The organism is Catalinimonas locisalis, assembly GCF_038039535.1.
Classification (GTDB): Bacteria; Bacteroidota; Bacteroidia; order Cytophagales; family Cyclobacteriaceae; genus Catalinimonas.
In genome coordinates, this window is sequence record NZ_JBBPHP010000023.1 from 21552 (window position 1) to 45413 (window position 23862).

A 23862-nucleotide genomic window follows, 5' to 3' on the forward strand; every position below is an offset into this window, starting at 1 on the left:
TTATCAGCAGCGGTCTTAATTCTATCTTTTTTCTTTCATCTTTATGCCAATTAAATTTGCCTAATCTTTATTTAAGCTATCCAGGTTATGAATAAGTACTGCTATAAAATTATTGCCATATCTTTCTGCTTTCTCTTCTTTGCTTATGCTTCCACTGTACAAGCACAACAAGCTGCCAGAAAAGTAATCATTGACGCGGATACCGGTAATGAGATGGATGATCTCTACGCTATTGTGATGGCGATCTTATCGGATGAAATGGAAGTGATAGGACTTAGCTCGGCGCATTTTAATAATGCCCAATTGCTCACCGATAGTCTGTGGCATATCTACCCAACTAAAAATATTAACACACTGGAGATCAGTCAGCAGCTGAATGAAGAGTTATTGCGGGCCTTAGGGAGGGAAGACATACCTCATCCCCGCGGAGCCAATCGTATGCTGGGCTATGCCTGGGGATATTATGAAGGTGCTCCCATTCCTTCTTCTCCTGCCTCTGACTTTATCATTGAACAGGCTACTAAAGTAGCTGAAGGAGAAAAATTAGCGGTGCTTTGTCTGGGTGCAGTTACCAATGTGGCTACTGCGCTGGAATTGGCTCCTGAAATCACTGATAAAATCACTGTTCACCTGCTGGGTATGCAATACAATGCTGAGGAAGGCATATGGAACAAGAATGAATTCAATGTGCGCAATGACCTTAATGGTTTGGACCGCCTACTTGCCAATGAAGCGCTTGAACTCCATGTGATGCCTGCTAGCATCAGTAGTACTTTGAAGTTCAGACATGAAAAGACTTTGGAAAAACTGGCAAATATTTATCATCCGCTTAGTGAGATCCTCTCCCGGCGCTGGGCAGAAGTGAGTGCCGGTCCACAATGGACGATGTGGGACCTTGCACTGGTGGAAGCGATGATTTATCCTGATGCTGCCGAACTGGAAGAGCGGCTGGCTCCTACCGAAAATGGCGGACGTCCGATACAGACTTATGTTTCCATCAAACCTAAAGTAATGGAAACACATTTTTGGGATTTATTAGAAAATAAGCTGGGCAAATAATTATTTGCTAGCGGGCGTGCTCACCCCACTATCTTTAGTTTGCGTTTGCAAGGCTTTACAGGTACTTTAGAAACCGTAATTTGTTTTGTGTTAATACTTATAGGTAAAATGTAGTTGATCAACGCTTCAGAATAATTGATCCAGCTGAATTTGATCCAGATACCTCGTGAGGTTGGCATGCTTCATTGTGGGATTGATGCTTGCTATTTTTTGAGTCTTTTTATTGTAAATCAGCTCTACAAAAAAACCATCAACGGCATATAAGTGATAACTGTAATCTTCCTCAATGCAGCTTATCAGTAATTTTCCGTGCAGCCAGGTATATTGGGTCCGGTAGCTTTCCGACTGATGGCAGAACCTGCTTAATTTTAATTTTATCTCTTCCATATCGCTGTCAAATTAGGAGTTTCAATACATTAGCTGGCTACATTTGCCAGCTTTATTGGTGAAAAGCCTATCAATACTTCCTGCATAATCATTTGTAAGTCGTATTGTTTAAAGCTTAGTATGAGTTTATGCAAAAATGTAACCATTATCCGTTCTTCTGTTATTGATTTGTACATTTTGCTTAGAGTCTTTCAGAAACTTAGCTTCTTTGCCGGGTAATTTTCAGCTATAAAGCTTTTACAGTAGTTTATCCCGCACTTACGTCGTTACTTGTTACTGGTTTTCCAGGCTTTTTCTTTACTGAGGAGACTTTGATGCCGTAAGTTTCCAGCGCCTGTGGAGTATCTTTGAATGCAATACGGGCGATCTTACGAAAATCCCCATACCATGCTCTTAATGCTTTGATCGCTCTATCACGTTCTTCAGTGCTATTCTCCGCATCCCCCTTTTTCTTCAGGCGTTCAGCCTTCAGCGCCAACAATGCCCCTATTGCTTCCTTGTTCTGCTGAAACAAGGCTGCGCTGACACCAAATTGCTCCAGTTTCTCCATATGTAGCTCAGCCTTAGCGTAAAAATCTTTCGCCTGCAGTACCCATTTCCATTTGCTGGTGGCCACTTTAGTCACTTTAAGCTCCTGAATGATGTAAGGTGCTTTGCGAAATGCGGTTTTGGCAATGGCCACATGCTCTCTGAAGGCTTCCAGCGCAGCCGCACAATCCTTACTGATCTGTAAAGTAAGATAACGTGCCGTATTGTAGTGTGACTCCTGTGTGCTATAATGCATACGGGCATATTCTAATAAGGCATTGCCTTCCTGCATGCGCTTTGGGGTGTATCCAAATATTACCAGACGCTTTTGCATGTCTTCGTACGCCTGCGTATTGTATATTGCCAGGTGTACCGCTTCAAAAAGCCCGTGAATTGACGTAGTTTTCATACAATCTTGAGTGTTTTACTTTGTGTACATCAAAAATAAGTTGTTATTGTTGAGTGTTGGCTACAGGAAATAAAATTCGCATTACACGTGTAATTTGTGAAGCACTTAAACATACATTTCCTGTAGGGAATCAATTCATTAAAGAAAATGCCATACATCATCATGGCAAAATGACAACAAAAGAGCAGTTCAGGGATGTCTGATTATTTGCTAAGATGCAGGATCATCTCATATTATTTTCCTGAAGGCTATTGAGTATTACGATCATGTACATTTCAGCACGCAAGAGAAACGCTTGCGCTGGGTTTTGTTTTTTGAAGTTCTTTATAACACTTAATTGCAAATAGGCTTGACTGAAATACACTGCATTAGTTTAGGTGGTACAATTTACCCGCACAAGCGAGACGCTTGCGCTGGGTTGTTGCAAATAGGCGCAAATGTTCTGCACACACTTGCGCAAGCGTCCTGCTTGTGCATTATACCCACTTGCACTGTATATTTTCTATTCAATAATAACAATAGCTATCTCACTCTTTCCTGTTCCCCAATAATCCTTAGCACTACTATAAGTCCACATTTCCGGACTTTCCACAAAACCAGCTTTCACAGGATTCATGTGAATATAATTTAGCTTTTGATCCATCAATTGATTGGAACTCAGCTCTATGGGGTGGTTGTGTTGCCGCCAAAACTGGAAATCCTTGTTATTACTATTCTTCTGTCCCGCCTGTTTCATCATCACAAGCATCCAGTCCCTTCTACTCTCAATATTATTCCTGTCTTCCAGTAATTTACGAATACTTCGGGAAGTAAAGCTTTTCAGATCTCTAAGAATATCTTCAATATTCATCGTTCCATTGCTGCCAATAATGAGATGGATATGATTAGTCATCATGCAGTAGGCATACACCTCTAATCCCTTGTTTTCCTGACAATATTTTACACTTTTGATACAGACATCTCTGTAAGACTGACGAGTAAATACATCTATCCAGTTGACAACAGTAAGCGTTACGAAATATAATTTTGTCTGATCGCGTATTTTATATTTTCGGCTCATGGATTCAAATTAGTGAATGGAAAGGAAAAAGAAGTACGGAACATGCAGACATTTAAGCGCACAAGCGAGACGCTTGCGCTGGGTTTGTGTGTATTATAGGAATTGAGAGGAATATTAATCTTTGCGTTTCCACTTAGCAGTGATTCCATGACCCCAGTGAATTTGTAATGTGTCTGCCGGACCAATTTCCAGATTTCCTTCGTACGCTTGGACCAGAGTATCCATCAATGTTTCATCTATAAGTGCGTCTGCGTAGACTATAGCCTCCCCACCTTTTAATTTCACCTGAAGCGCCTGCCCAATAAGAAAATCTGTGCTGTCCGCATTGCGAATATAAGCAGTAGAGTCATTTTCAAAGCGGAGAGTAGTATAAAAAGGGTGAGGTTCTGCGGCGATTATGCTATTTTCTTTTACGACAGTAAATTTCCATATACCACTATCGGTCACTACATCATAAGCATGGGTATCCATTGATATGATGCTATCACTTTCAAAGAAATATACTTTAAGCGTATCCTGTTGCAGCTTAGTATCTTTCCAGTATCCCAAAAATTCCCAGCGGCCCTCTAAATGCTTTCTTGTTAATTCCTTTTCTACCGGTGTACAGCATAGTAATCCTTCCAGGAAAGCCATACCGCAGATAAATATTGTTATTCTCATGCATTAAAATATCATGTGGCCGTGTATTTACATCAAAAGCTAGCTTGAAAACAAACGTTTGTGCCATTAACGGCATTAGCATTACAATATCCACGGTGACAACACACTCGGGTTACCATCTTCAGCCGGATAATAATAAATTCCAATCAGCCACTTTCTACCGACTTCTTCACTTGTCTTCTGACTTGTAAATTTATATGCAGAGCTTTCTAAAAGCTTGATCAGTTTTTCATCAATATTTGCTTCAAAGCCATTTATCAAATTCACTGATTGAACATTTAGTTTTTTGTCTAATACTAATTCAAAAATTGCGATGTCATTACTCAGTGTAATTCCATGATAGGCTTCAAGTTGTTCAGATAGATCAGCATTGGATAGATGAAGTTGCTCATAAGGATAAGTATAATCAAGCTTGTATCTTTTTAGTATTTTTAACTGCCGAATCTTCCTATCCATATAAGCCTTATGGTTTTCCAAAGTTACTTTAGAAGAAGGGAAGGTGGAATGTTGATATTTATCTATCTGCTCTGAGTCTGAACAATAATTGATCTGAAAAACGCCCTCTTCTGTTTGCTTAGCATAAATAAGCCAGTGCGTATCCTTTTTTATGGTTTTGACGCACATGCCACCTCCGGTAACTTTCAAAGAATCAGGTGTTTTCCCTTTAAATACTTCTGTGGGACTGATTTTTATCCAATATTCAGGCATATTGAAATCAGTAATGCCCAGTGTATCCTTAAAGCCTTCAACAACTATAGCGGTAGCAACAAAATCACTATGCATATAGTCATTAAGTTCATATTCAATGCTACATTCACATGCTATGCTCTCAAAAACTGTAAGGACTAATAATAGGCTTATAATAGAATGCTTCATAGAATGAAAAATAAAGTAAATTTGACTGAAATACACTACAATAGATTAGTTTATGCAATTAGCCACGCACAAGCGAGACGCTTGCGCCAAGTGTTTGTATTAGGTTTACTAGAACCAAAGCAGCAATCCCGCGCAAGCGTCTCGCTTGTGCCAGCCATTAACTGACAACAGTTCCCTTATTCTGCCGGAAAATAATATATTCAGACTAACTATATCTACTCACTTCATCACTTGGCTTTTTCCCTCATTCGCACCTAATATCCCGTATTGCTTAAAACCATATTATCATCTTATAAACTAGTGCAAGCGTCTCGCTTGTGCCGCATTTGTACCTATCTACTGCTTCATATTTCACAATATCTTTCCTCAAAATAACATTTTTTCCTATATGCTAGCGGATTAATCATTATTAACGAATGGTAGGTGTTGATTTATCAACACAATGCTGACATAAGCGAGACGCTTACGTTAGTTTGTGCAATTTAGCCGCTTTAGCCGCACAAGCGGGACGCTTGCGCTGGTTCAGTGCTTGCTATGGATTTCTATGTAATTGTATTTATTGAAACGTACTTGAAAGCCTGCATCCTAACATTTATTAAAGAAAAAATGATGATGTGATGTAACATCCTTGCTTTTGCCAATGAAAAAATGAGAAAGTGACGTGATTTTCTGATTTTTTAGTTAAACAAAATGAGCATGTGAGGGCATTTCCTGACTTTTCAGTACTTAAAAATGAAGATGTAACGTGACATTCTCACTTTTGCCAGGGCAAAAATGAAGATTCGTCCTTACATCAAGACTTTTATCAAGCAAAAAACAAAAATGAGACGTTCTATGCTGCGCAAACGAAATACTTGTGCCAGATTTTGAGGACTTTTCTACTGTGTAATGGTGATCAAATCAGCATTATCCAGCTCTTCTCCATTGAGAAAGGTTTGGGTAGAGTAAGTTCTCATCCCACAACATCTTTCGCTTTTTTGTTGTGCCAACGCAAAGCGTAGTGTGTCTACACTGCCATCTTCTAATTGAAGATAATACTCCGAATACTCCCTTTCTAAAATAAATTGTACCGTGCCTGAAGTCTCATCACTTTCCAGCGGGAGGTACTGCTGATCAGAAACGAGCAATTGCGCACTTTCAGGATTATAGATAGCCTCCTCGCCAAACCAAAGATTGTTTCCCGATTCATCCTGCAACAGTATGCGCTTACTACTGGCATCAAGACAATCATCACATTCATTACAAGCGGCAAATAATACTATCATTATGGAAGTCAGTACGGCTGTTTTCATTACCCTTAGTTTCATAGCAACTTAGTTTTATGATCAATACTTGTTTGGAAATATTATTTCTTTGCTTGCCTGATGCAAGTATACTGTAATTCAGGTTTATCGTGCTTCCTTAAGTACTCTATATGGTAAATTTACCAACAGCATGTGGCTGATGGGAGAATAATGGAGGTTTGATCTATGCTAATCCTAAGTTAGGTAACTGTTTTACCCGGTGATATGTTAGCGCCGCACGGATGCATTTTTTTAATGCTTCTTCCGGTAGTGTGTCGTTCTGCTGAAAAACAATAGCACGATTCCCTTCATAGCGGAACAAGTCCTGATACACTTTTTTGAAAGTGGAGACCAGTTTGCTGGTGCACTTGAAGTAGAGGGCATATTGCTCAGGTGTTTTCGGCTTCCAGTCCATGCGTAGCGTACTTCCTTTCTTGACTACATAGCTGGGTTCTCCCCATTTCAGACATTCTTCTACCTGGGTGATCCCTTCTGTCTCTTCTGCAGTTGATAGTACAAGCTTACGAAGCTTAAGCATTTTCTCTCGCACCACATCAGGATAGTTGTTGAATACCGCTTCTACTTCAGGACTGCTTTTGAGTTGTATATTTTTCACCGGAGGATTATTAAGACTTTGCGAGGGCATAGGATAATGGTATTTGAAGATTAACTTATGTTTTGAAGCATTGTCATCAAACAAAGGCTTCTTTAAGCTTTCCTTTACAGAATCACTTTTCAAAATAAATATTTTTGGCGGCTCTACCTCATCATAGACCAGAAAGCTCATCCTAAGTTTCCTCATAATCTGTGCAAGCGTCTCGCTTGTGCATTATTTGCACCCTTTCCAATTCTCGCTTATGCCTATTCCCACACCGCTACTACTATGCTCAACTTAGATAAGGGATAAGATGCCTGACTACATGTACATGACCTGATACAGGAAAACAAAAACTATATTTGTATTTTATCAGTCTGAAATAATATCAAAAACATAAACATTCACCCATGACAAAGGAAGAAGCACTGGTACTGAAGCAAAAGCTCCGTCAGGCTTGTGTAGACAGTCTGGAAAAACGATTAAAAGACATCAAAACTGCTTTGGAAGAAGCGCAGGAGGCGGCTAATCAGGAAACCAAGAGCAGCGCGGGTGATAAACACGAAACCGGCAGGGCAATGATGCAACTTGAAACTGAAAAGCTCAGCCGACAACTACAGGAAGTGTTGAATGAACAGCAAGCACTCCAGATGATCCGCGCAGATCAACCCAAACAGTCGGTAGACAGAGGCGCATTGGTCATTACCAATCACCTGAAACTGTACATGGCCATCAGTGCAGGGCGTCTGCTACTGCAGGGAGAGGAATACTTTGCCATCTCTCTCAATACTCCACTGGGATTAGCACTAAAAGGAAAAAAAGCTGGAGATACAGTAGTTTTTCAAAACAAAACCCATGAAATATTGCAAATATTTTAATAAAAGAGCATTTTTAGGAACTTTAAGCTAGCCTGACTGCTTATTTATTTTTTTTACTGTTTTACCAAAGGCCAAACTACTAAAAGAGCTTATGAATTACATCCGCCTGGCACGTAGCTATCCTAATTACCTGGGCTACGGCATGCTGCACTATTTTTTTTCCTGCATGGGGCAGACTTTCCTGATCAGTACCTTTGTACCTTACTTTGTAGATAGTCTTTCAGTAACCAATAGTTCTTTCAGTCTCATCTACGGACTGGCTACGGTAAGCAGCGCGATGATTTTGCCTTTTGCCGGTAAGCTGATTGACCAGTTTCGCCTGCGTAATCTCAGTGTGATCGCCGGAATAGGATTATCCCTTGCCTGTCTCCTCACTTCTTTTTCTGCCAACATCTTTATTCTCTTTTTTGGGCTGCTCATCCTGCGCTTTTTTGGTCAGGGTATGATGGTATTGATTGGTTCTACTTCTATCGCACGTTATTTTGACCTCACCCGGGGCAAAGCATTATCACTTTCCAGTATGGGCCTGCCTATCGCCGAATCTTTCATGCCGGTCGTGATCATTTCCCTGATACAGAGCTTTGGATGGCCTGCTACCTGGCAGATACTCGCCGCAGCTACGCTGATTGTGTTTGTGCCTACGGCTATTATGCTGGTGAAGAGTAACAATCCTTTCCAATTTGTGCCTCAGGAAAAAGATCCCGCCCAACAAAAAGGAAATATAGAAGGAAGTCCGGTACAAAATGCTACCCGCAAGGAGGTATTGCGTGACTGGAGATTTTATTTGCTGGTGCCCGGCCTCATTTTTCTCCCTTTATTCATTACCGGCATCTTCATTCACCAGAATTTACTTGCCGAAGCCAAAGGCTGGACGATGCAGTGGATGGCCAGTTGCTTTGTGGGCTTTGGCATCGCCCGTATCAGCACCAATTTCATTGCCGGCAGCCTGATTGACAGTTTTTCCTCCCGCAATGTCTTTATCTTTTACCTGTTACCCATTGCTTTGGGGCTCGGCACCCTGCTGCTGGGCAACCATCCCTGGCTGGCGATGATTTATATGGTACTGGCGGGTATTACAGCCAGCTTAAGCGGACTTACCAGCGCATCTTTGTGGGCAGAAATCTACGGCGTGCGTCATCTGGGTGCCATCAAAAGCATGACGACTACGCTGATGGTGCTGGCCTCGGCAATCGGGCCGATCATCGTAGGTTTTGGGATGGAAAGAAATCCCAATGCTACACTCATAGCCTCAATTGCAAGCATAGGCTTGATTACCATAATGAGTTGGGTAGCCATTCGTGCTACCGAAAGCAGTAAAAAGCAGGTAGCAAAAGTCTAACGGTTAAAAGGGTACTCGTTTACCCAATGGAAGCCTCGGTTGGTCAGCAGAAAGTCATCATAATCCTTACGCTTAAGCTTTACAAAGACCGAGTCCGAGAGGTTAACGCCTCTGAGGGTTAAAAGATCGGTAGAATCTAGCCTATAGGTAAAGTCATAAAGGGGCTGATTGTCTTCATTCTGATTCATGATGGCGAAGCTATATTTGCTCGTATCCGCTTTGATCTTATAATAGTTGAAATTCCCTCTTATATCCTGGATATGAAATCTATTCTGCGTATCCACAATCATATTCTTCCATCGGGTCTCATAACTCCCATCCGCGGGAATGGTATCCTGATTGCGGATATATTCCTGTACCTCATAAATGCCAAAAAGAGGCGGTTCACTTTGATTTTGCATAGAAAGGCTAGTGTAATACTGAAAGCTAATGCTTCCCAGAAAGACAAGCAGTACAATAACTTTGGCATAACTGGCCAGTTGAATCATTCGCTTGCGCTGGAAAGGCACATAAATCTGCATTGGCTGTACCGTACGGTTAAAGAGTAGCAGATTCATCACTCTCCGGCTGTCCAGCAGAAAAAGAATGATGCACATCAGAAGCAAGTGAGAAGAAAAAAGCTTAACCGGTACATCAAAGGTAAAATTAAGAATCACTACATTACTGAGTACGGCAATCAGTATCATTGCTCCCAGTGTGGTTGTTCTGCGAAAGAATAACAGCACTCCGCCAATCACTTCTCCCATGCCGGTGAAAATATTATAGGCCAGAGAGTAGCCCATAAACTTCCACAGCAATCCCATGGGCGACATCTCACCAAAAGTCTGCAGCATTTGTAATAAAGACGGATCTGCAAACTGGATTTTGAAAACTTTGGCTAACCCATACGCAAACATCATAACGCCCAGCATATAGCGTATCCCTACTGTTAGGTAATACAACAATGTACGGTACTGCTTTCGCTTATGATCCAGTAAAGTCCAGATAAGAGTAGAGAGAATTGCAATGCAAAGCATGGTGAAGACTTCCACATAATTATAAGTAGTATCACCACTGCCATTGGACATGATATTGATCTTACCGGTATCCAGAATCGTCTCGCCAACCCATAATACCAAAGGTTCCATCAGGTTTCCAGGATCGGAGATTACGATACTGATAAATAAGTAGACTAAATTAGGAAGTATGTAGAGGGCTAAATAAGTAAAACCGAAGCGGAAAAGTAGTTTTTGCCCATTGCTCCAGTTTTCTTTCGTCCAGATAGTATCCTGCGGTAAGGACTTGCTGGTGGAAGGAGAAGAAGTCATATACTGAGTAGTTTAGGTAGTACTCAGCTAAAATAATAATATATCTTATTTTATCACGTCCTGATATGAGGGATTTTTCCTAAAGACTGAGCTGGCAAAAGGGCATAATGGCATGATTTTCTTCTTATTTTCTCTTGCCCACAGTACCGCTGCCTCTACCAGGGCCTGTCCTGCTCCTGTTCCTCTTAAGGCATCGTCTACTTCGGTATGGTCAATAATGATCATGGTATCCCCTGCTTTGCTGTAGGTCATTTCTGCCAGTCTGCTGCCATTATTTTCAATGAAAAAGCTTCCTTTGCTTTCTTTTTCTTCCTGCTGAATATTATGCTGCATAGGAATTGGGATTACACAATTACATACTCCTGATTTAACTAAAAGGTTTTAGGGATTTTGCTAAGCATTAAAGCAAAAACACAAAAGCCCTGATGAAAATCTTCAGGGCCTTTGTTAAAGCTGCAAATTTTCAGCAACTATTAAACACTCATTGTATGAAACTCAATATCCAGGATTATTTTCAGTAATCGCACTGTTACGCTCTACTTCCTCCTGAGGTAAAGGAAAGTAAAGATGTTTGTTCACATCAAACTGTACCGGTGATGCCAATTCGGTACTAAACTCATCATCGCTTCCATCCCAGCCTGTCAGATCCATATCTCCTGCGATATGCCACCTTTTCAGATCCCAAAAGCGTTGTCCTTCACCCGCTAATTCAACAAATCGTTCATCCATGATCCACTGCATAATGGTTGCAGGATCAGACTCGGCTGAAGAATGATCTGCAGGTATCACTCCATCTCCATAGTCGGAATTTGCTCCCCATACTCTGGCCCTTGTTCTTATGTCGTTGACCTGTTCAATCGCTGCGCTGGCGTTACCTGTTTTCAGAAAAGCTTCAGCAGCAGCAAGCTTTACATCTGCATAGCGCAGTACTCTTTCGTTGTTGGCTGACCCTCCATGAAAACCAGTTATCTCATTAACACCGGCAGGCAGATTATACTTCTGGAATATTTTACCATCAAAGCCATCCTCAGGATTTAGAAAAACACTAATTCTGGGATCGTCACCAAAGTCCTGTAGCAGCTTATCGGTAACCAGAAAACGGCTGGCAGCAGAAGGGTTAAAAGCACCGGGATCTCCGGGCTCCATCATGTATCCACGGTACACTGTCATATTTTCTACTCCTCTCCAGGCGCCATCATTATGCAAAATCAGATTACTGTTGCCACTATTGGATACGGTAGCTTGTATTTCAAACAAAGACTCTTCATTATTTTCAGTATATGAGCTAAAATTGTCAATATAGTCAGGTACCAGTTCGGCAGTCATCGCATTAAAAACACTGAGCGCTTCAGTATAATCGGCATTGTTTCCGGTGTAGTTTCCCCTAAATACCAATGCTTTGGTCAGTAGGCCTCGCGCTGAGTTTTTGGTAGCTCTACCGGCATAAATATCTTCCCAGCTTTCAGGCAGAATATCAATCGCCATACGAAGATCTTCAATCACCTGACTTAACACATCCAGAGGAGGACTTTTGGGAACGTTAGTCTCCGCTTCATCCTGAATTCTTTCGGTAACTATCGGCACGCTTCCATAAATATTAAATAACTTATAGTAAGCATAAGCCCTCAGGAAAAGGGCCTCACCTTCCATATAGGTAATTTCTTCAGCTCCTTCAAAAGTTGAATAATCTACTGTTCTTACCTTATCAATCACCACATTGGCTCTACCCACAATTTTATATGAAGCTTGAAAGGTAAACTGAATTTGGGTATTATTCGGGTTGAGACTACCATCAAATAATTCCACACCAGATCGTGCACCATTGTTTGCAGTAAGGTCGTCTCCCGGCAACAACCAGGTAGCTGTCACCCATCCGTTAAAATTAAATGAAGGAGCGGCAAAATGGTAGTAATCATACAAAGCTCCGTATGCACTGGCTAAGTTCTGCCTAAATTCAACATCATTGTTGAAAAAGGTTTGTTCTGTAGGCCCCAAAGGAGGTTCATCCACTAAATCAGGATCACAGCTGATAAAAATGAAAGCAAAAGCGACCAAGTATATTTTAATCAATATTTTCATTTTTTTAGAATTTAAATTCATCATTAAAACCTGACATTGAGACCTGCATTGTACGATCTGGGCAACGGAAAAGAATCATTCACCGGATCAATACCTGACCATCTGAACGCATAAATATTATTCTGTCCACCGACATACACTCTCAATGACCTAATGAATCCACCCATATTTTCCAGTACTGTACTAGGAATGGAATAGCCTATCTGCCAGTTGTTCAACCTAAAGAAGGCGGAACTTTCTACCCAGCGATCTGAAAATCGGTTGTTGCCTGCTGGATCTCCCTGTACTGCCCGGGGCATACTGGTAGAAGTATTTTGTGGTGTCCAACGGTTCAAGACGCTGGTAAAGGAATTATTGCCGGCACCAGTCAAAGCTTCAAATCTTCTCCTTACTTCATTGACCCGGTCTACATCTCCTTCACCATAAAAATTCATAGAGAGATCTAGTCCTTTCCAACCAAAATTCAGGTTGATACCATAAGTATATCCTGGTATAGTATTACCGATCTCAGTCTGGTCAAAACTGTTGATCAGGGCATCAGGCGTAGTGCTATAAAAGGGCTCATCTTCGGTTGGATTCCCTCCTACATTTTGAAAATATAAATCACCAGGAGCGAGATAATCCTCGTTGGCGATAGTCTGGTCTTCCAGACCGTCAAAATAAGCATCAATTTCATCCTGGCTCTGAAAAATTCCGCCTACTTTATATCCCCAGATGTGCCCGACTGACCTTCCCACTTCTACCCTACCAAAATCTGTAGAAAGAGGCTGGTCCTGATACAGGTTGGTGACTTCGTTTTCAAGGAAGCTGATATTTCCTGAGATACCGTAAGTAAAATCTCCGACTCTATCGTTATATCCCAGTTGTAAATCTACCCCTCTGTTTTCTAACTGTCCTATATTAAAAAGCGGATCCAGTGTCCCGACAGAGTACGGCAGATTCACCCTTTGTAAAATACCATCCGTAGCCCTGTTATAAACTTCAACTGTTAAATTGATTTTATTATCAAACATCAAAGCATCAAAGCCAGCATAAGTAGTGGTTACCACTTCCCAGGTAAGCCCAGGATTAGGAAAGTCAGCTACCAATGTACCGGGCACATAGTTACCTATAGGATCACCATTACCAGATCCCCAGCGGTAAGAAGATACGCCTGATGTGCCGGAAAGAAATGCATACTGACCGACGGCAGCCTGATCATTACCTGCTTCACCCCAACCTCCTCTGAATTTCAGGTCATTGATGAAAGGTATTTGAAAGAAATTTTCTGAAGAAATCCTCCATGCTCCCGATACAGAATAAAAGTTACCCCAGCGATATTCATCGTCAAAGCCATTGCTGGCATCTCTACGGTAAGATACATCCAGATAATATTTACTGTCATAATCGTAATTAATTCTACCGACTAATCCGAACCAGAAACGACGGTCCCAGCCATAAATACTATTGTTATTTGCTAAATCACCGCTGTAACCATTCATCAAGGGATCCTCATCATTAATGTTTTGCAGGTTATCACCGCTAAGATTCACCAACTCCCGCTTATGTCTTTGATCCTGCACTGCTGCAGTGATGGTCGTGTTGTGCTTATTGGCAAAGGTTCTGGTATAAGTGGCAGTTAAGTCAACCTGATAATTGAATATGTTGTTGATTCTATGTCCCAGTCCACCCAAACTATTAGGTGCGGCAGGAGCTTCAGTGGCTGGATCCAGGCCGGTAGGTTTAAAGATGTTTGTTCTGGACCAGGTATCAAGCGTATATCTGTCCTGCTTGGTGTAATCCAGATTGAGACTACCTCTTAAGCGAAATCCTTCAAAGGGGGAAAGTTCAGCATAAAACTGGCCCAACTGCCGGTCAATTGTAAAACTGCGGTAATCCAGATCTGCCAGTGCCAGGTAATTTTCGTTTGAGCCCTGTCCGTAGATTTTAGCAGCTGTCCAGGTATCTCCAAAAGCATAAGGTGTGATCACTTCGGCATAACCATATCTATTACTGGGATCGCGCAGAGGCTGCCAGGGTGAAACGTCCGCATAATCCTGTAACTCCCCCCTGTCATTTAGCTCCGACTCCTGGTGAGTATACTTATAATTTACCCCCACCTTCAACCAATTGGTGATGTTGGTATTCACATTAATTGCACCGGTATATCTGGTTAATTCGTTTCCCAACAGCATTCCTTCCTGATTGAAAAAGCCACCGGATATATAATAATCAACATTTTCAGTAGCGCCACTCACTTTCATATCATAGGACTGGTTGATTGCATTTTTTTTGACCAGTTCATCCTGCCAGTCGTAAGTAGTACGGTCACTGATGTAATAAGGACTTTCCGGATCAAACTGAGGGTTAAAAGCGATCAGTCGGGTAGCATCAGACGGCTCATCTCTACCATAAAGCTGGTTTTCAATGGTAATATCCGGATTGAGATTATTCTCATACATTTCCTGGGCTAGATCTACAAACTGCTGGGTGTTCAGCATATCATAAGTAGGAATATTCTGAATACCCGAACGGGCGTTGAATTCTATAGTTGGTGCGCCCATTTTACCTTTCTTCGTAGTAATCAGCACTACTCCATTTGCGCCACGACTACCATAAATTGCTGCAGCCGAGGCATCTTTTAATACAGTAATGGACTCAATATCATTAGGGTTGATCAGGTTAAAAAGATTAGGAGGTGTATCTCTTCCCAAGCCACTTATCACATCTTCATTGCCTGCCCTGGGAGGTTCAATGATTTGTCCGTCAATGACGTAGAGTGGCTGGGCATCTCCGTTCCAGGTACCAATACCTCTTACAAAAATCTGAGGAGCTTCATTGGGATCACCACTGGCATTGACTACCCTCACGCCGGCAGCATTTCCCTGAAGTGCGAATTGGGGTGAGGCTGTCTGTACTTTTTCTATTTCCTGCGATCCCACCGTTGAGATAGAACCTGTAAGATCCTTTTGCTGTCTTTCCCCAAAGCCTATTTTTACAAATTCTCCCAGTTGGGTAACTGCCTGTGTCATTGAAACATTAATAGTAGTTTGGTTACCTATGTTTACCTCTTGACTTTGGTAACCAATGGATGAAAATACCAGCGTTTCCGCATCATCAGGTGCAACAAGACGGTAGTTTCCATCAATATCGGTTACTGTTCCTATTGTGGTGCCTTTTACTAAAACATTTACTCCGGGAAGCCCGGAATTATCTGAGAGGTCTGTGACTTTTCCGGTGATGGTCATTTCCAGAAAAACCGGTTGAATGCGGTTTGCATAGCTGGCACCTACCTTTGAGATAGGTTGAAAGCGTGTACCATTACCCTTATCTTCATTTTCCTTAATCTTCTGCCGATCAATTTTTCTAAATGAATTTTTTTCATCCTGAGTTATGAAAATCAATTCTTCACTTAGCTTTTCGTACTTAAGCCCAAGAGGTTGGAGCAGATTTTTGAGTGACTTATCAAGATTTTCTTCACTCCCAGCATCTTCCCTTACATATTTGTCGTTTATCAGCTTTGCTGCGTAATTGAACCTTACGCCATACGTTACTTCTAATTGTTGTAGTACTAACTTAAGGGATTGTTTCTTTACATCCTGTGAGCGATAAGCAGGCGGCAAATCGCCCGACAAGCGGTTAATCGCCACGTCCTGTGCATGGACAACAGATGAAATTAGCCATAAAGCCATTACAAATGAGATCCAAAATTGTGTAATAGGTACATTTTTAAGCATATTTGAGTAGTTTAAGTGAACTAATCCGGATGCCTGTCAGGTCGCTAAAGGTTCCAAGCTCAGGCCTGGGGGCATCCTACCTTTTAAAAAAATTGATATCGTTTCCGCTTTGCTCTATTTTCAAACCAAATGATCTTTCAAGCATAGGCAGGAGTAATTCTATTTCATCAGATCTTATTTTTCCGGTAAACTCATAGTTTGCTACTTCAGCCTGCTCAATACTGATACTATATCCATAAGTCTCTTCAAGAATTTGCGCAATCTCTTTGAGTTTCATTTCATCAAAAATCAGTTCCTGATTACGCCATGAGGTATATATTTCAGGATTAATATGTTGAATTTTCCACTCCTGTCTGTCCGTTGAGTAAGCCAGCCAGTCGCCGGGTAGCATAGCAATGGGCGCTACTTCCTGAGTTTGTTTGGGAGTTACACTTACTTTTCCGGTGTTCAACACCACTTCAGAATAACTTTCCCGATCTTTTACATTAAAAGTAGTCCCTAATACCTCTACATCCATATTGTGGCTATGCACGACAAAGGGGAGCCGCATGCCACTGCTATCGTCAGCGATTGGAATTTGCTTTACCTCAAAAAAAGCTTCTCCTTCCAGCCAGATCTCACGAACCTTCTGCTCTTCCCAATCGGTAGTATAATGAATTGTAGAGTTAGCATTAAGTGTAATTACCGAGCTATCCGGCAGGAGGATAGTCTTCGTTTCGCCATAGGCTGTTTGGTAACTTACCTGATTACTCAGAAAAAACAGAAAATAGATGCTCATTCCTGCAACAAAGAAGAATACTGATGCGGCCAGCCAGTATTTATTGGTTAGCAGGCTTATGCTTTTTTCTGAGTCATGCTGAGGCGCTGTATTGGCATACACCTGCTCCCAGATATCTTGCTGAAGACGAGTGGGAGGCGAATCTTTTTTTACCTGCATCAAAGTCAATAGCTGCCTCGCCTGCTGTAATTTTTCTTTATGTTCAGGGTTTACCAGCAGCCAGTTTTTCCAGTAACGATCCAGGGCAGGATTTGGAGAAAATATCCACTCCTGAAACTTTTCGTCGGCAGCTAATTGCTCTATTGTAACTTTGTGATCAGCCATAATTTTACCTTCTAAGGGTATAAAGGCTGAGTCAGCTTAAATCTCGTCTTTAGCTAGCAATTATTTTTTAATTTTTACAAATGATATTGAATAACTAGGCTGTTATTGCGTATTTTATATAATACTGGTATGCCATTAAAAAAATTAAAACAATAAGGCAAAAGAATTGCAAATCATAATAAAAGTAATGACCGAAGAAGAAAGTGAAGGCGAGATACGTGCTTTATTGATCTTTTTGCGAAGCGATCCCAAAGCTTTGTACATCAAATCATAAACCTGAGAATTACTGGCACCGGTAATTTCACTGATTTCAGCATAAGAGAGTCCGTCGTAAAATTTGAGGTAAATTACTTCTCTCTGTTTTTCACTTAACATACTGATAGCAGATTCCAGATCTTCAAGTTGTTCAATATCAAGCTGTTCCTGAATCAAATGATCTTCGTGAGAAATACTTACAGGAAAAGCTACTTCTGATTCAGAGGTGATATCTCCATTCTTTTTCCTGAGCCTGCGCAGTAATGATCTTCTGAAAGATTTATAGAGATAATTTTTGATGTGGTCTGTAGGGCCAAGCCTAGCTCTTTTATGCCAGATCTCAGTAAAAAGTTGCTGCAGGGTATCACCTATGAGAGCATCATCATAGGTAAATTTTTTTCCGTATGCGTAAAGTACTTCAAAGTGAGCCTGGTAAATATGAGCAAATGCATCGTGGTTTCCATTACGGAATGCATTCCAGGTTGTAGTGTCGTCAATATGTAAAAAACGACTTAGCATTCATTGTTGATTTAGCTTAGGTTGTTGTTTGAAGTGATCATTTTTATTCATTTTAAAGAAAAATATACCTATGAACACTTCAGTAAGAGATATTAACTTATCCCCTTCTTCTACCAATTTAAGAATATATTCTTGAGATATACAAACTTAAGCTCCTACTTACTTGTATATTAAAGTACAGAGCATAACATTTTTTAAGCTAGCAGAAGATAATATTTTTTGGAATATGATTAAGAATCGTGAAGAAGCAGCTATTGCTTTGAGCCATAAATTGAGCCACCTACCGGCGGAAAAACTTGTCATTTTAGGCATTCCGCGGGGAGGTGTAGTAATGGCCAAAATCATTGCAGAACAGCTTTCGGTGCCATTTGATGTGGTGATGACCAAAAAAATTGGTCACCCAAGAAATCCTGAACTGGCAGTAGGAGCGGTAAGTCTGGATAGTGAAGTTGCCATGAGTAAACTTGCTATTCCTGAAAAATACTTTAATGAGAAAGCTGAAGAGATAAGAAAGCTTCTTCGTGAACGCTATGAGAAATATACCGGTAAAAGAGATTGCACCTCCTGGGGTGGTCATACCGTTGTATTGGTAGATGATGGAATAGCCACTGGTAATACTATGATGGCAACAATTAAATTGATAAAAAAACAAAAGCCTGATAAAATAGTGGTTGCTGTTCCATTGGCTCCTCCTAATATAGTAAAGAAAATAGGTGAAGCCGTAGATGAATTTATAGTGTTAGCATGTCCAGAAAATTTTTCTGCCATAGGTCAGTTTTATGAAGAATTTCATCAGGTTGATGATGAGGAAGTTATTTCTTTATTAAACGCTTAATTTTTTAAAAATTTAACATTATGGAAAAGACAGTATCTTTTAATGATAGCATTAACATAAGTTCTCAAAACAAAGTAATGGAAGGTCATCTGATCATTCCGGAAGAAAGTCAGGCAATTATCCTTTTTGTTGATGAAACCGGCAAGGTCAGGCAAGATGAAAGAAGTCTAAAAATAGCCGAAGTATTACAGCATAAAGGGTTTGCTACCTTATTTGTAGACTTACTTACTCCTGAAGAATCAGCGAATCCTACAGATGCTATGGATATCTACAAGCAATCGGAGCGCATCTCTGACATCAGAAAGTGGGCAGAGGAAAATCCCCAGACAGAGCACTTAAGTGCAGGATTATTTAGTTTTGGTAGTGGCACCGCTTCTGCTCTGGAGGCAATAGCCAATCGTGACAGCAAAATCAATGCAATGGTATCTTTGGGGGGTAGACCTGATCTGGCATTTGATGCGCTAAAACGGATAGATATTCCATTACTATTTATCTGTGGAGATATGGACAACGCAAATGTTGTGCAGCATGAGAAATCGTTACCGTATTTTAACACTTCATCAAAAATGGAAGTGCTCAACGATGCTGGCAAAGGGTTTACCACACCATCAGCAATAAATGAAGTGATCAAACTGAGTAGAGAGTGGTTTATACAGCATCTCTAAAATACTGAAAAGCTGATCAGCACTAGTCCTTGTAAAGGCAATAGTGTCATAGTAATTCTATTTCATTATTGTCTTTCACCTTAATAATATAATATGCCCTCAGGAACAGATAGAAAAAGACAAAAGCCTAATGGAAAAAACAACAAGTTTATTTCCTTAGCAGAAAAATTACGTTTTCTGAAAAGAGGTCAGCATTATTCAGAAAACCCCAAAAGAGTATTTAACAAAGAAACTCACATGTCCTGGGTCTTTCTTACGGATGTATATGTGTACAAACTTAAGAAACCGGTACGTTTTGACTATCTGGACTTCAGTAGTGTTAAGAAAAGAAAAGAGGATTGCGAGCGTGAAGTAGAACTCAATAGCCGACTGGCTCAAGATACCTACCTGAGGGTAATTCCTCTTTGCCTGGATAATCAGCAGCAACTTCAACTTGATGGAAAGGGTAAAGCCGTAGACTGGCTGGTAAAGATGCGCAAACTTGATGAAAACCTCATGCTGGATACCCTGATCAAAAATGGAGAAGTAGAAAAAGCACAGGTGCAGAAAGCAGCTGAGCATCTTACGCAATTTTATCAGGGATTGGAAGCCGAAAATATTTCTTCATTTGATTACTGGAATAAAATCATGCGTGGCGTGAAGGAAAACTACGCAGCACTGCTGGACCCGGCCTATCAACTATCTACTGATCTGATCAAGGAGGTGATTACTGCATTACAGCTTTTTCTTACTGATCATGACGATTTGCTGGAAGCAAGGGTAAGTGCGGGTAAGATTGTTGAAGGTCATGGCGATCTGCGCCCTGAACACATCTGTCTGGACATAAAACCTGTGATTTTTGACTGCCTGGAATTTAACAAAGAACTACGTACGGTGGACATGGCAGATGAATTAGCTTTTTTGGCTATGGAATGTGAAATGTTGGGAAATACTGAGGTTGCACAATGGTTTACAGACATTTATCAAAAAAATACGGAAGACAACTTTTCTGAAAAGTTATTTAAGTTTTACCAATGTAATCGGTCCTGCTTGAGAGCAAAACTATCTGCCCAACATATCTATGAACCGCAGTACCAAAACGATAAGAAATGGCTGGAGAAAGCAAAAGCCTATCTAAATCTGGCTAATCAATATGCTGAAGCGTTGAGAAAATAACTCAAATAGCCCTTTTCCCTACACTTTCTCTTTCGTGTTAAAAAACATTTAGCAATACTACCATTAGGAATTTGTTATAAAATTTTCTTTATTACAATACTACAAATAAGAGATTGCTTTTAATAAGCTTTTGACTTAGCTTACAATTCAACAACTATTGCATGAAAACATATCCATTAGGGGAATTTGAAGAAATCGTATTGCTCACAGTAGGGATGCTCTACAATGAGGCTTATGGAGTAGCGATCAAAGACACAATTGAAGAAAAGGCACAACGAAATGTGAGTGTAGGTGCATTGCAGTCCGCGCTGAAAAGGATGGAGAAAAAAGGTTATCTGGAGTCCAGAGAAGGGGACGCCAATGCCCAGCGGGGCGGCAAACCCAAACGCTTTTATACCATCACCGCCTTTGGCAAACGGGCATTGCAGCATAGCAGAGACATCCGCACAGAACTTTGGGAGTCCATTCCCAAACTCGCCCTTGAATTCAAGTTCTCATGATCAAAAGATTTGCTAACCATCTCTTCCGCTGGTTTTGCCATCCTGACTACTACGATGAAATTGCAGGAGATCTGGAAGAGATGTATCAGCGTAATCTTGATGAGCGTAAGCGCTTTGTACAGTGGGTTTATCTCTTTCAGGTCATAGGTTTGTATCGTCCTTCACTCATTCGGTCTTTTCCTCAACACTTATTAATCCATCCCGGTATGTTTAGAAATTACTTCAAAATCAGCACCCGTAACCTGCTTCAGCACAAAATGTACTCAGTCATTAATATTTTGGGACTTGCACTGGGGCTTTCAGCATTTCTGCTCATCAATGAATATATACGCTTTGAAGAAAGCTACGACACTTTCTTTTCAGATTCAGAGCAAATTTACCGCCTCTCCACGGTACAGGTGGTGAATGGAGAAATAGGAGTGAAAGATGCCATGACTTACCATCCCGCTGCGAAAGTCTTAAGTGATGAACTACCGGAGGTTGAAAATTATACCGTAACCTACAAATTCGGTGAACTTATATACCGTCAGGGAAAAGAACTCACTCAGGAGCGAAATGTAATTTCTGCTGATGCAAATTTTTTTGGTGTTTTTGACTACGAAGTTTTGCAAGGCTCTCCTGATGAGATGCTGTCTGAACCCAACTCTCTGGTACTTACCCAAAGCAAAGCTGATTTTTACTTTGGTGAAGCGGATCCAGTAGGAAAAACGCTGGAAATTCTGGGACAGTTTAACCGAACTTTCAAAGTTACCGGAGTCATGGAGGATGTACCTGAGAATACACATTACAAATTTGATATGCTGATTTCAGACGAAAGCATCAAAGCACAATATGAAAGCGATGACTGGAATGGCTTTAATTATTATTCGTATCTGAAATTGAAGGAAGGCACCCAACTTTCTGATCTGGATGAGAAATTGGAGGGTTTGTCTAAAAAATATCTGGGTGGGGATGCAGATATTCGCTTTGACCTTTATCCGATTACTGATATCCACCTTAACTCGGACTATACCTTTGAAGCGGAAATTCCCGGTAGTGAAAAATCTGTGACATTTACCCGAATCATAGCGTTGTTCATCATATTCATTGCCTGGATCAACTACATTAACCTATCTACTGCTAGAGCGGTGAACAGAGCTAAAGAAGTAGGGTTGAGAAAAGTAGTAGGAGCCTATAAGATACAACTTATGGGACAATTTTTGTTTGAAGCCTTGCTGGTCAATCTCCTGGCAGCATTGATTGCCCTGCTAGTATCTGAGTTATCTCTCCCCTATTTTCGTCAACTGATTGGTAAAGAACTGCTCACAAACGTATGGAATCACTATACTTTTCTGCTCAGCTTACTATTGTTTTTTGTGATTGGTACGCTGGCCTCAGGTTTCTATCCGGCATTGGTACTTTCAGGATTCAAGCCAGCTGCCGTGCTTAAGGGAAAATATCGTAACTCAAAAAGTGGAACCTTACTCCGAAAAGCGTTGGTTGTCACTCAATTTACTGCGTCAATGGTTTTAATAGCAGGTACCTTTATCGTTTATCATCAATTGCAATACATGCAAAATAAGGACCTGGGGATTTCCACCGATTACGTCGTAGGTTTCAGGATGCCCAGAGGAGAGCAAAACGAGCAAGCTACTAATCTGATGAACACCAAACTGGAATCCTTCAGAGAAGTGCTCCGCAAACACTCAGCTATTGAAACTGTAGGGGGTACCTCTAATCTGCCGGGTGGGGACGGTTCTGATATTAATTCTGCTGCCGGAAAACTACGGATCGTAGGTTTGACAGAACGACAGACCGGAACTACTTATATTCAGTATAATGATGAACATTTTCTGGATGCAGTAGATATGGAGTTGCTGGTCGGAAGAAATTTTGACCAGGAAAGAACTGCGGACTCCTTGGTAGTGATGGTAAACCAGGCTTTTCTCAGAAAATTCAATATTAATGAAGAGAACCAGGTATTGAATGAGTACGTGCAGTTTGGAGAAGATGACACCAACCGCAAGTATGAGATTATAGGTGTGGTAAAAGACTTTAACCGCACCTCGCTAAAGTCCAGTGTTGAACCCACTTTATATTTTCCTGACTTCAGCCCTTACTCCACTGTGGTAAAACTTGAGCCTGGGCAGTATCAGGAAGGCCTGGAATATCTGAGTGATACCTGGAATGAATTTTTTCCCGATACACCCTTTGATTATACCTTTCTGGATGAGCGTTTTGCTGCACTCTATGAACAGGACCGACGTTTCGGCGAAATATTTGGAACACTTTCAGCATTAGCGATCTTCATTGCAATACTAGGTCTTTTTGGCTTATCCTCCTTTATGGCAGTACAACGTACCACTGAGGTAGGCGTGCGAAAGGTACTGGGAGCTTCTATCCCCAACATCATCGGCATATTCTATAAAGAATTTTTAATACTCCTCTCAATTTCTGGGCTGATTGCAATACCTGCCACCTATTGGGGGATGAACTCCTGGCTTAAGAACTATGCCTTCCGCATTGATTTTCCCTGGTTGGTAATCATGTTAGCACTGTGTATAGTAATGCTTTTTGCACTGATCACAGTAGGTTACCAGATTTACCAGGTAGCCATTCTTGATCCGGCTAAAACCTTAAGAGATGAGTAAGGCGGTTATTCACATGAGCTGTGAA

21 protein-coding genes are annotated in these 23862 nt (G+C 41.0%); 8 read left to right on the forward strand and 13 right to left on the reverse strand.

From position 1 onward, the window contains the following. Positions 1-87 precede the first annotated feature (87 nt). Entirely contained in the window at positions 88-1059 is a 972-nt protein-coding gene (locus tag WJR50_RS22070) for a nucleoside hydrolase (protein WP_341295497.1), read from the forward strand. Positions 1060-1185: 126 nt separating this feature from the next. Here the strand turns inward: WJR50_RS22070 and WJR50_RS22075 are convergent, their stop codons facing one another. The 7 genes from WJR50_RS22075 to WJR50_RS22105 form a co-directional block, all read right to left on the reverse strand. Then, positions 1186-1446, reverse strand: a complete 261-nt coding sequence (locus tag WJR50_RS22075; protein ID WP_341295498.1) for a hypothetical protein — start codon at positions 1444-1446, stop codon at positions 1186-1188. A 247-nt stretch (positions 1447-1693) separates the two neighbouring features. Continuing rightward, the gene (locus tag WJR50_RS22080; protein WP_341295499.1) at positions 1694-2383 is read right to left on the reverse strand and encodes a PQLLE family protein; all 690 of its coding nucleotides are present in this window, start codon (positions 2381-2383) and stop codon (positions 1694-1696) included. A gap of 502 nt (positions 2384-2885) precedes the next feature. Then, complete coding sequence (locus WJR50_RS22085; RefSeq protein ID WP_341295500.1) at positions 2886-3443, reverse strand: REP-associated tyrosine transposase; 558 nt, start codon at positions 3441-3443, stop codon at positions 2886-2888. Positions 3444-3557: 114 nt separating this feature from the next. After that, a complete protein-coding gene (locus tag WJR50_RS22090) occupies positions 3558-4103 on the reverse strand; it encodes a hypothetical protein (RefSeq protein ID WP_341295501.1) in 546 nt (181 codons plus the stop codon). Positions 4104-4184: 81 nt separating this feature from the next. Beyond that, positions 4185-4979 carry a hypothetical protein gene (locus WJR50_RS22095; RefSeq protein ID WP_341295502.1) on the reverse strand — a complete coding sequence of 265 codons (795 nt, stop codon included), beginning with the start codon at positions 4977-4979 and terminating at the stop codon, positions 4185-4187. Positions 4980-5857: 878 nt separating this feature from the next. After that, positions 5858-6286, reverse strand: coding sequence for a hypothetical protein (locus tag WJR50_RS22100; RefSeq protein ID WP_341295503.1), 429 nt, complete (start codon positions 6284-6286; stop codon positions 5858-5860). Positions 6287-6446: 160 nt separating this feature from the next. After that, complete coding sequence (locus WJR50_RS22105; protein WP_341295504.1) at positions 6447-7064, reverse strand: DUF1801 domain-containing protein; 618 nt, start codon at positions 7062-7064, stop codon at positions 6447-6449. Between the two features lie 203 nt (positions 7065-7267). On the opposite strand from WJR50_RS22105, the gene WJR50_RS22110 reads away from it, so the two are divergent. Both WJR50_RS22110 and WJR50_RS22115 read left to right on the forward strand, forming a co-directional pair. Next, complete coding sequence (locus tag WJR50_RS22110; RefSeq protein WP_341295505.1) at positions 7268-7735, forward strand: 3-oxoacyl-ACP synthase; 468 nt, start codon at positions 7268-7270, stop codon at positions 7733-7735. 91 nt (positions 7736-7826) lie between these two features. Continuing rightward, the gene (locus tag WJR50_RS22115) at positions 7827-9074 is read left to right on the forward strand and encodes an MFS transporter (RefSeq protein WP_341295506.1); all 1248 of its coding nucleotides are present in this window, start codon (positions 7827-7829) and stop codon (positions 9072-9074) included. Here WJR50_RS22115 and WJR50_RS22120 read toward each other — a convergent pair. From WJR50_RS22120 to WJR50_RS22145, 6 genes are all read right to left on the reverse strand, one after another. Continuing rightward, positions 9071-10381: a DoxX family protein gene (locus tag WJR50_RS22120; RefSeq protein ID WP_341295507.1), complete on the reverse strand. Its 1311-nt coding sequence runs from the start codon at positions 10379-10381 to the stop codon at positions 9071-9073. The genes WJR50_RS22115 and WJR50_RS22120 overlap by 4 nt on opposite strands. Positions 10382-10426: 45 nt before the next feature. After that, the gene (locus tag WJR50_RS22125) at positions 10427-10714 is read right to left on the reverse strand and encodes a GNAT family N-acetyltransferase (protein WP_341295508.1); all 288 of its coding nucleotides are present in this window, start codon (positions 10712-10714) and stop codon (positions 10427-10429) included. A 162-nt stretch (positions 10715-10876) separates the two neighbouring features. Further along, positions 10877-12460: a RagB/SusD family nutrient uptake outer membrane protein gene (locus WJR50_RS22130; protein WP_341295509.1), complete on the reverse strand. Its 1584-nt coding sequence runs from the start codon at positions 12458-12460 to the stop codon at positions 10877-10879. Between the two features lie 23 nt (positions 12461-12483). Further along, positions 12484-16176 (reverse strand): SusC/RagA family TonB-linked outer membrane protein, encoded by a 3693-nt coding sequence (locus WJR50_RS22135; protein ID WP_341295510.1) that lies wholly within the window; start codon positions 16174-16176, stop codon positions 12484-12486. A 76-nt stretch (positions 16177-16252) separates the two neighbouring features. Next, on the reverse strand, positions 16253-17278 hold the full coding sequence (locus WJR50_RS22140) for a FecR family protein (RefSeq protein ID WP_341295511.1): 1026 nt from the start codon (positions 17276-17278) through the stop codon (positions 16253-16255). A 144-nt stretch (positions 17279-17422) separates the two neighbouring features. Then, a complete protein-coding gene (locus WJR50_RS22145) occupies positions 17423-18052 on the reverse strand; it encodes an RNA polymerase sigma factor (protein ID WP_341295512.1) in 630 nt (209 codons plus the stop codon). Between the two features lie 163 nt (positions 18053-18215). Between WJR50_RS22145 and WJR50_RS22150 the strand changes: the two genes are divergently transcribed. The 5 genes from WJR50_RS22150 (at position 18216) to WJR50_RS22170 (ending at position 23837) form a co-directional block, all read left to right on the forward strand. Continuing rightward, positions 18216-18887 (forward strand): phosphoribosyltransferase, encoded by a 672-nt coding sequence (locus WJR50_RS22150; protein WP_341295513.1) that lies wholly within the window; start codon positions 18216-18218, stop codon positions 18885-18887. Between the two features lie 20 nt (positions 18888-18907). Next, on the forward strand, positions 18908-19552 hold the full coding sequence (locus WJR50_RS22155) for a dienelactone hydrolase family protein (protein WP_341295514.1): 645 nt from the start codon (positions 18908-18910) through the stop codon (positions 19550-19552). A gap of 93 nt (positions 19553-19645) precedes the next feature. Continuing rightward, entirely contained in the window at positions 19646-20707 is a 1062-nt protein-coding gene (locus tag WJR50_RS22160) for a hypothetical protein (RefSeq protein WP_341295515.1), read from the forward strand. A 161-nt stretch (positions 20708-20868) separates the two neighbouring features. Continuing rightward, positions 20869-21207 (forward strand): PadR family transcriptional regulator, encoded by a 339-nt coding sequence (locus WJR50_RS22165; protein ID WP_341295516.1) that lies wholly within the window; start codon positions 20869-20871, stop codon positions 21205-21207. Continuing rightward, a complete protein-coding gene (locus tag WJR50_RS22170; RefSeq protein WP_341295517.1) occupies positions 21204-23837 on the forward strand; it encodes an ABC transporter permease in 2634 nt (877 codons plus the stop codon). The genes WJR50_RS22165 and WJR50_RS22170 overlap by 4 nt, the downstream gene beginning before the upstream one ends. Positions 23838-23862 lie beyond the last annotated feature (25 nt).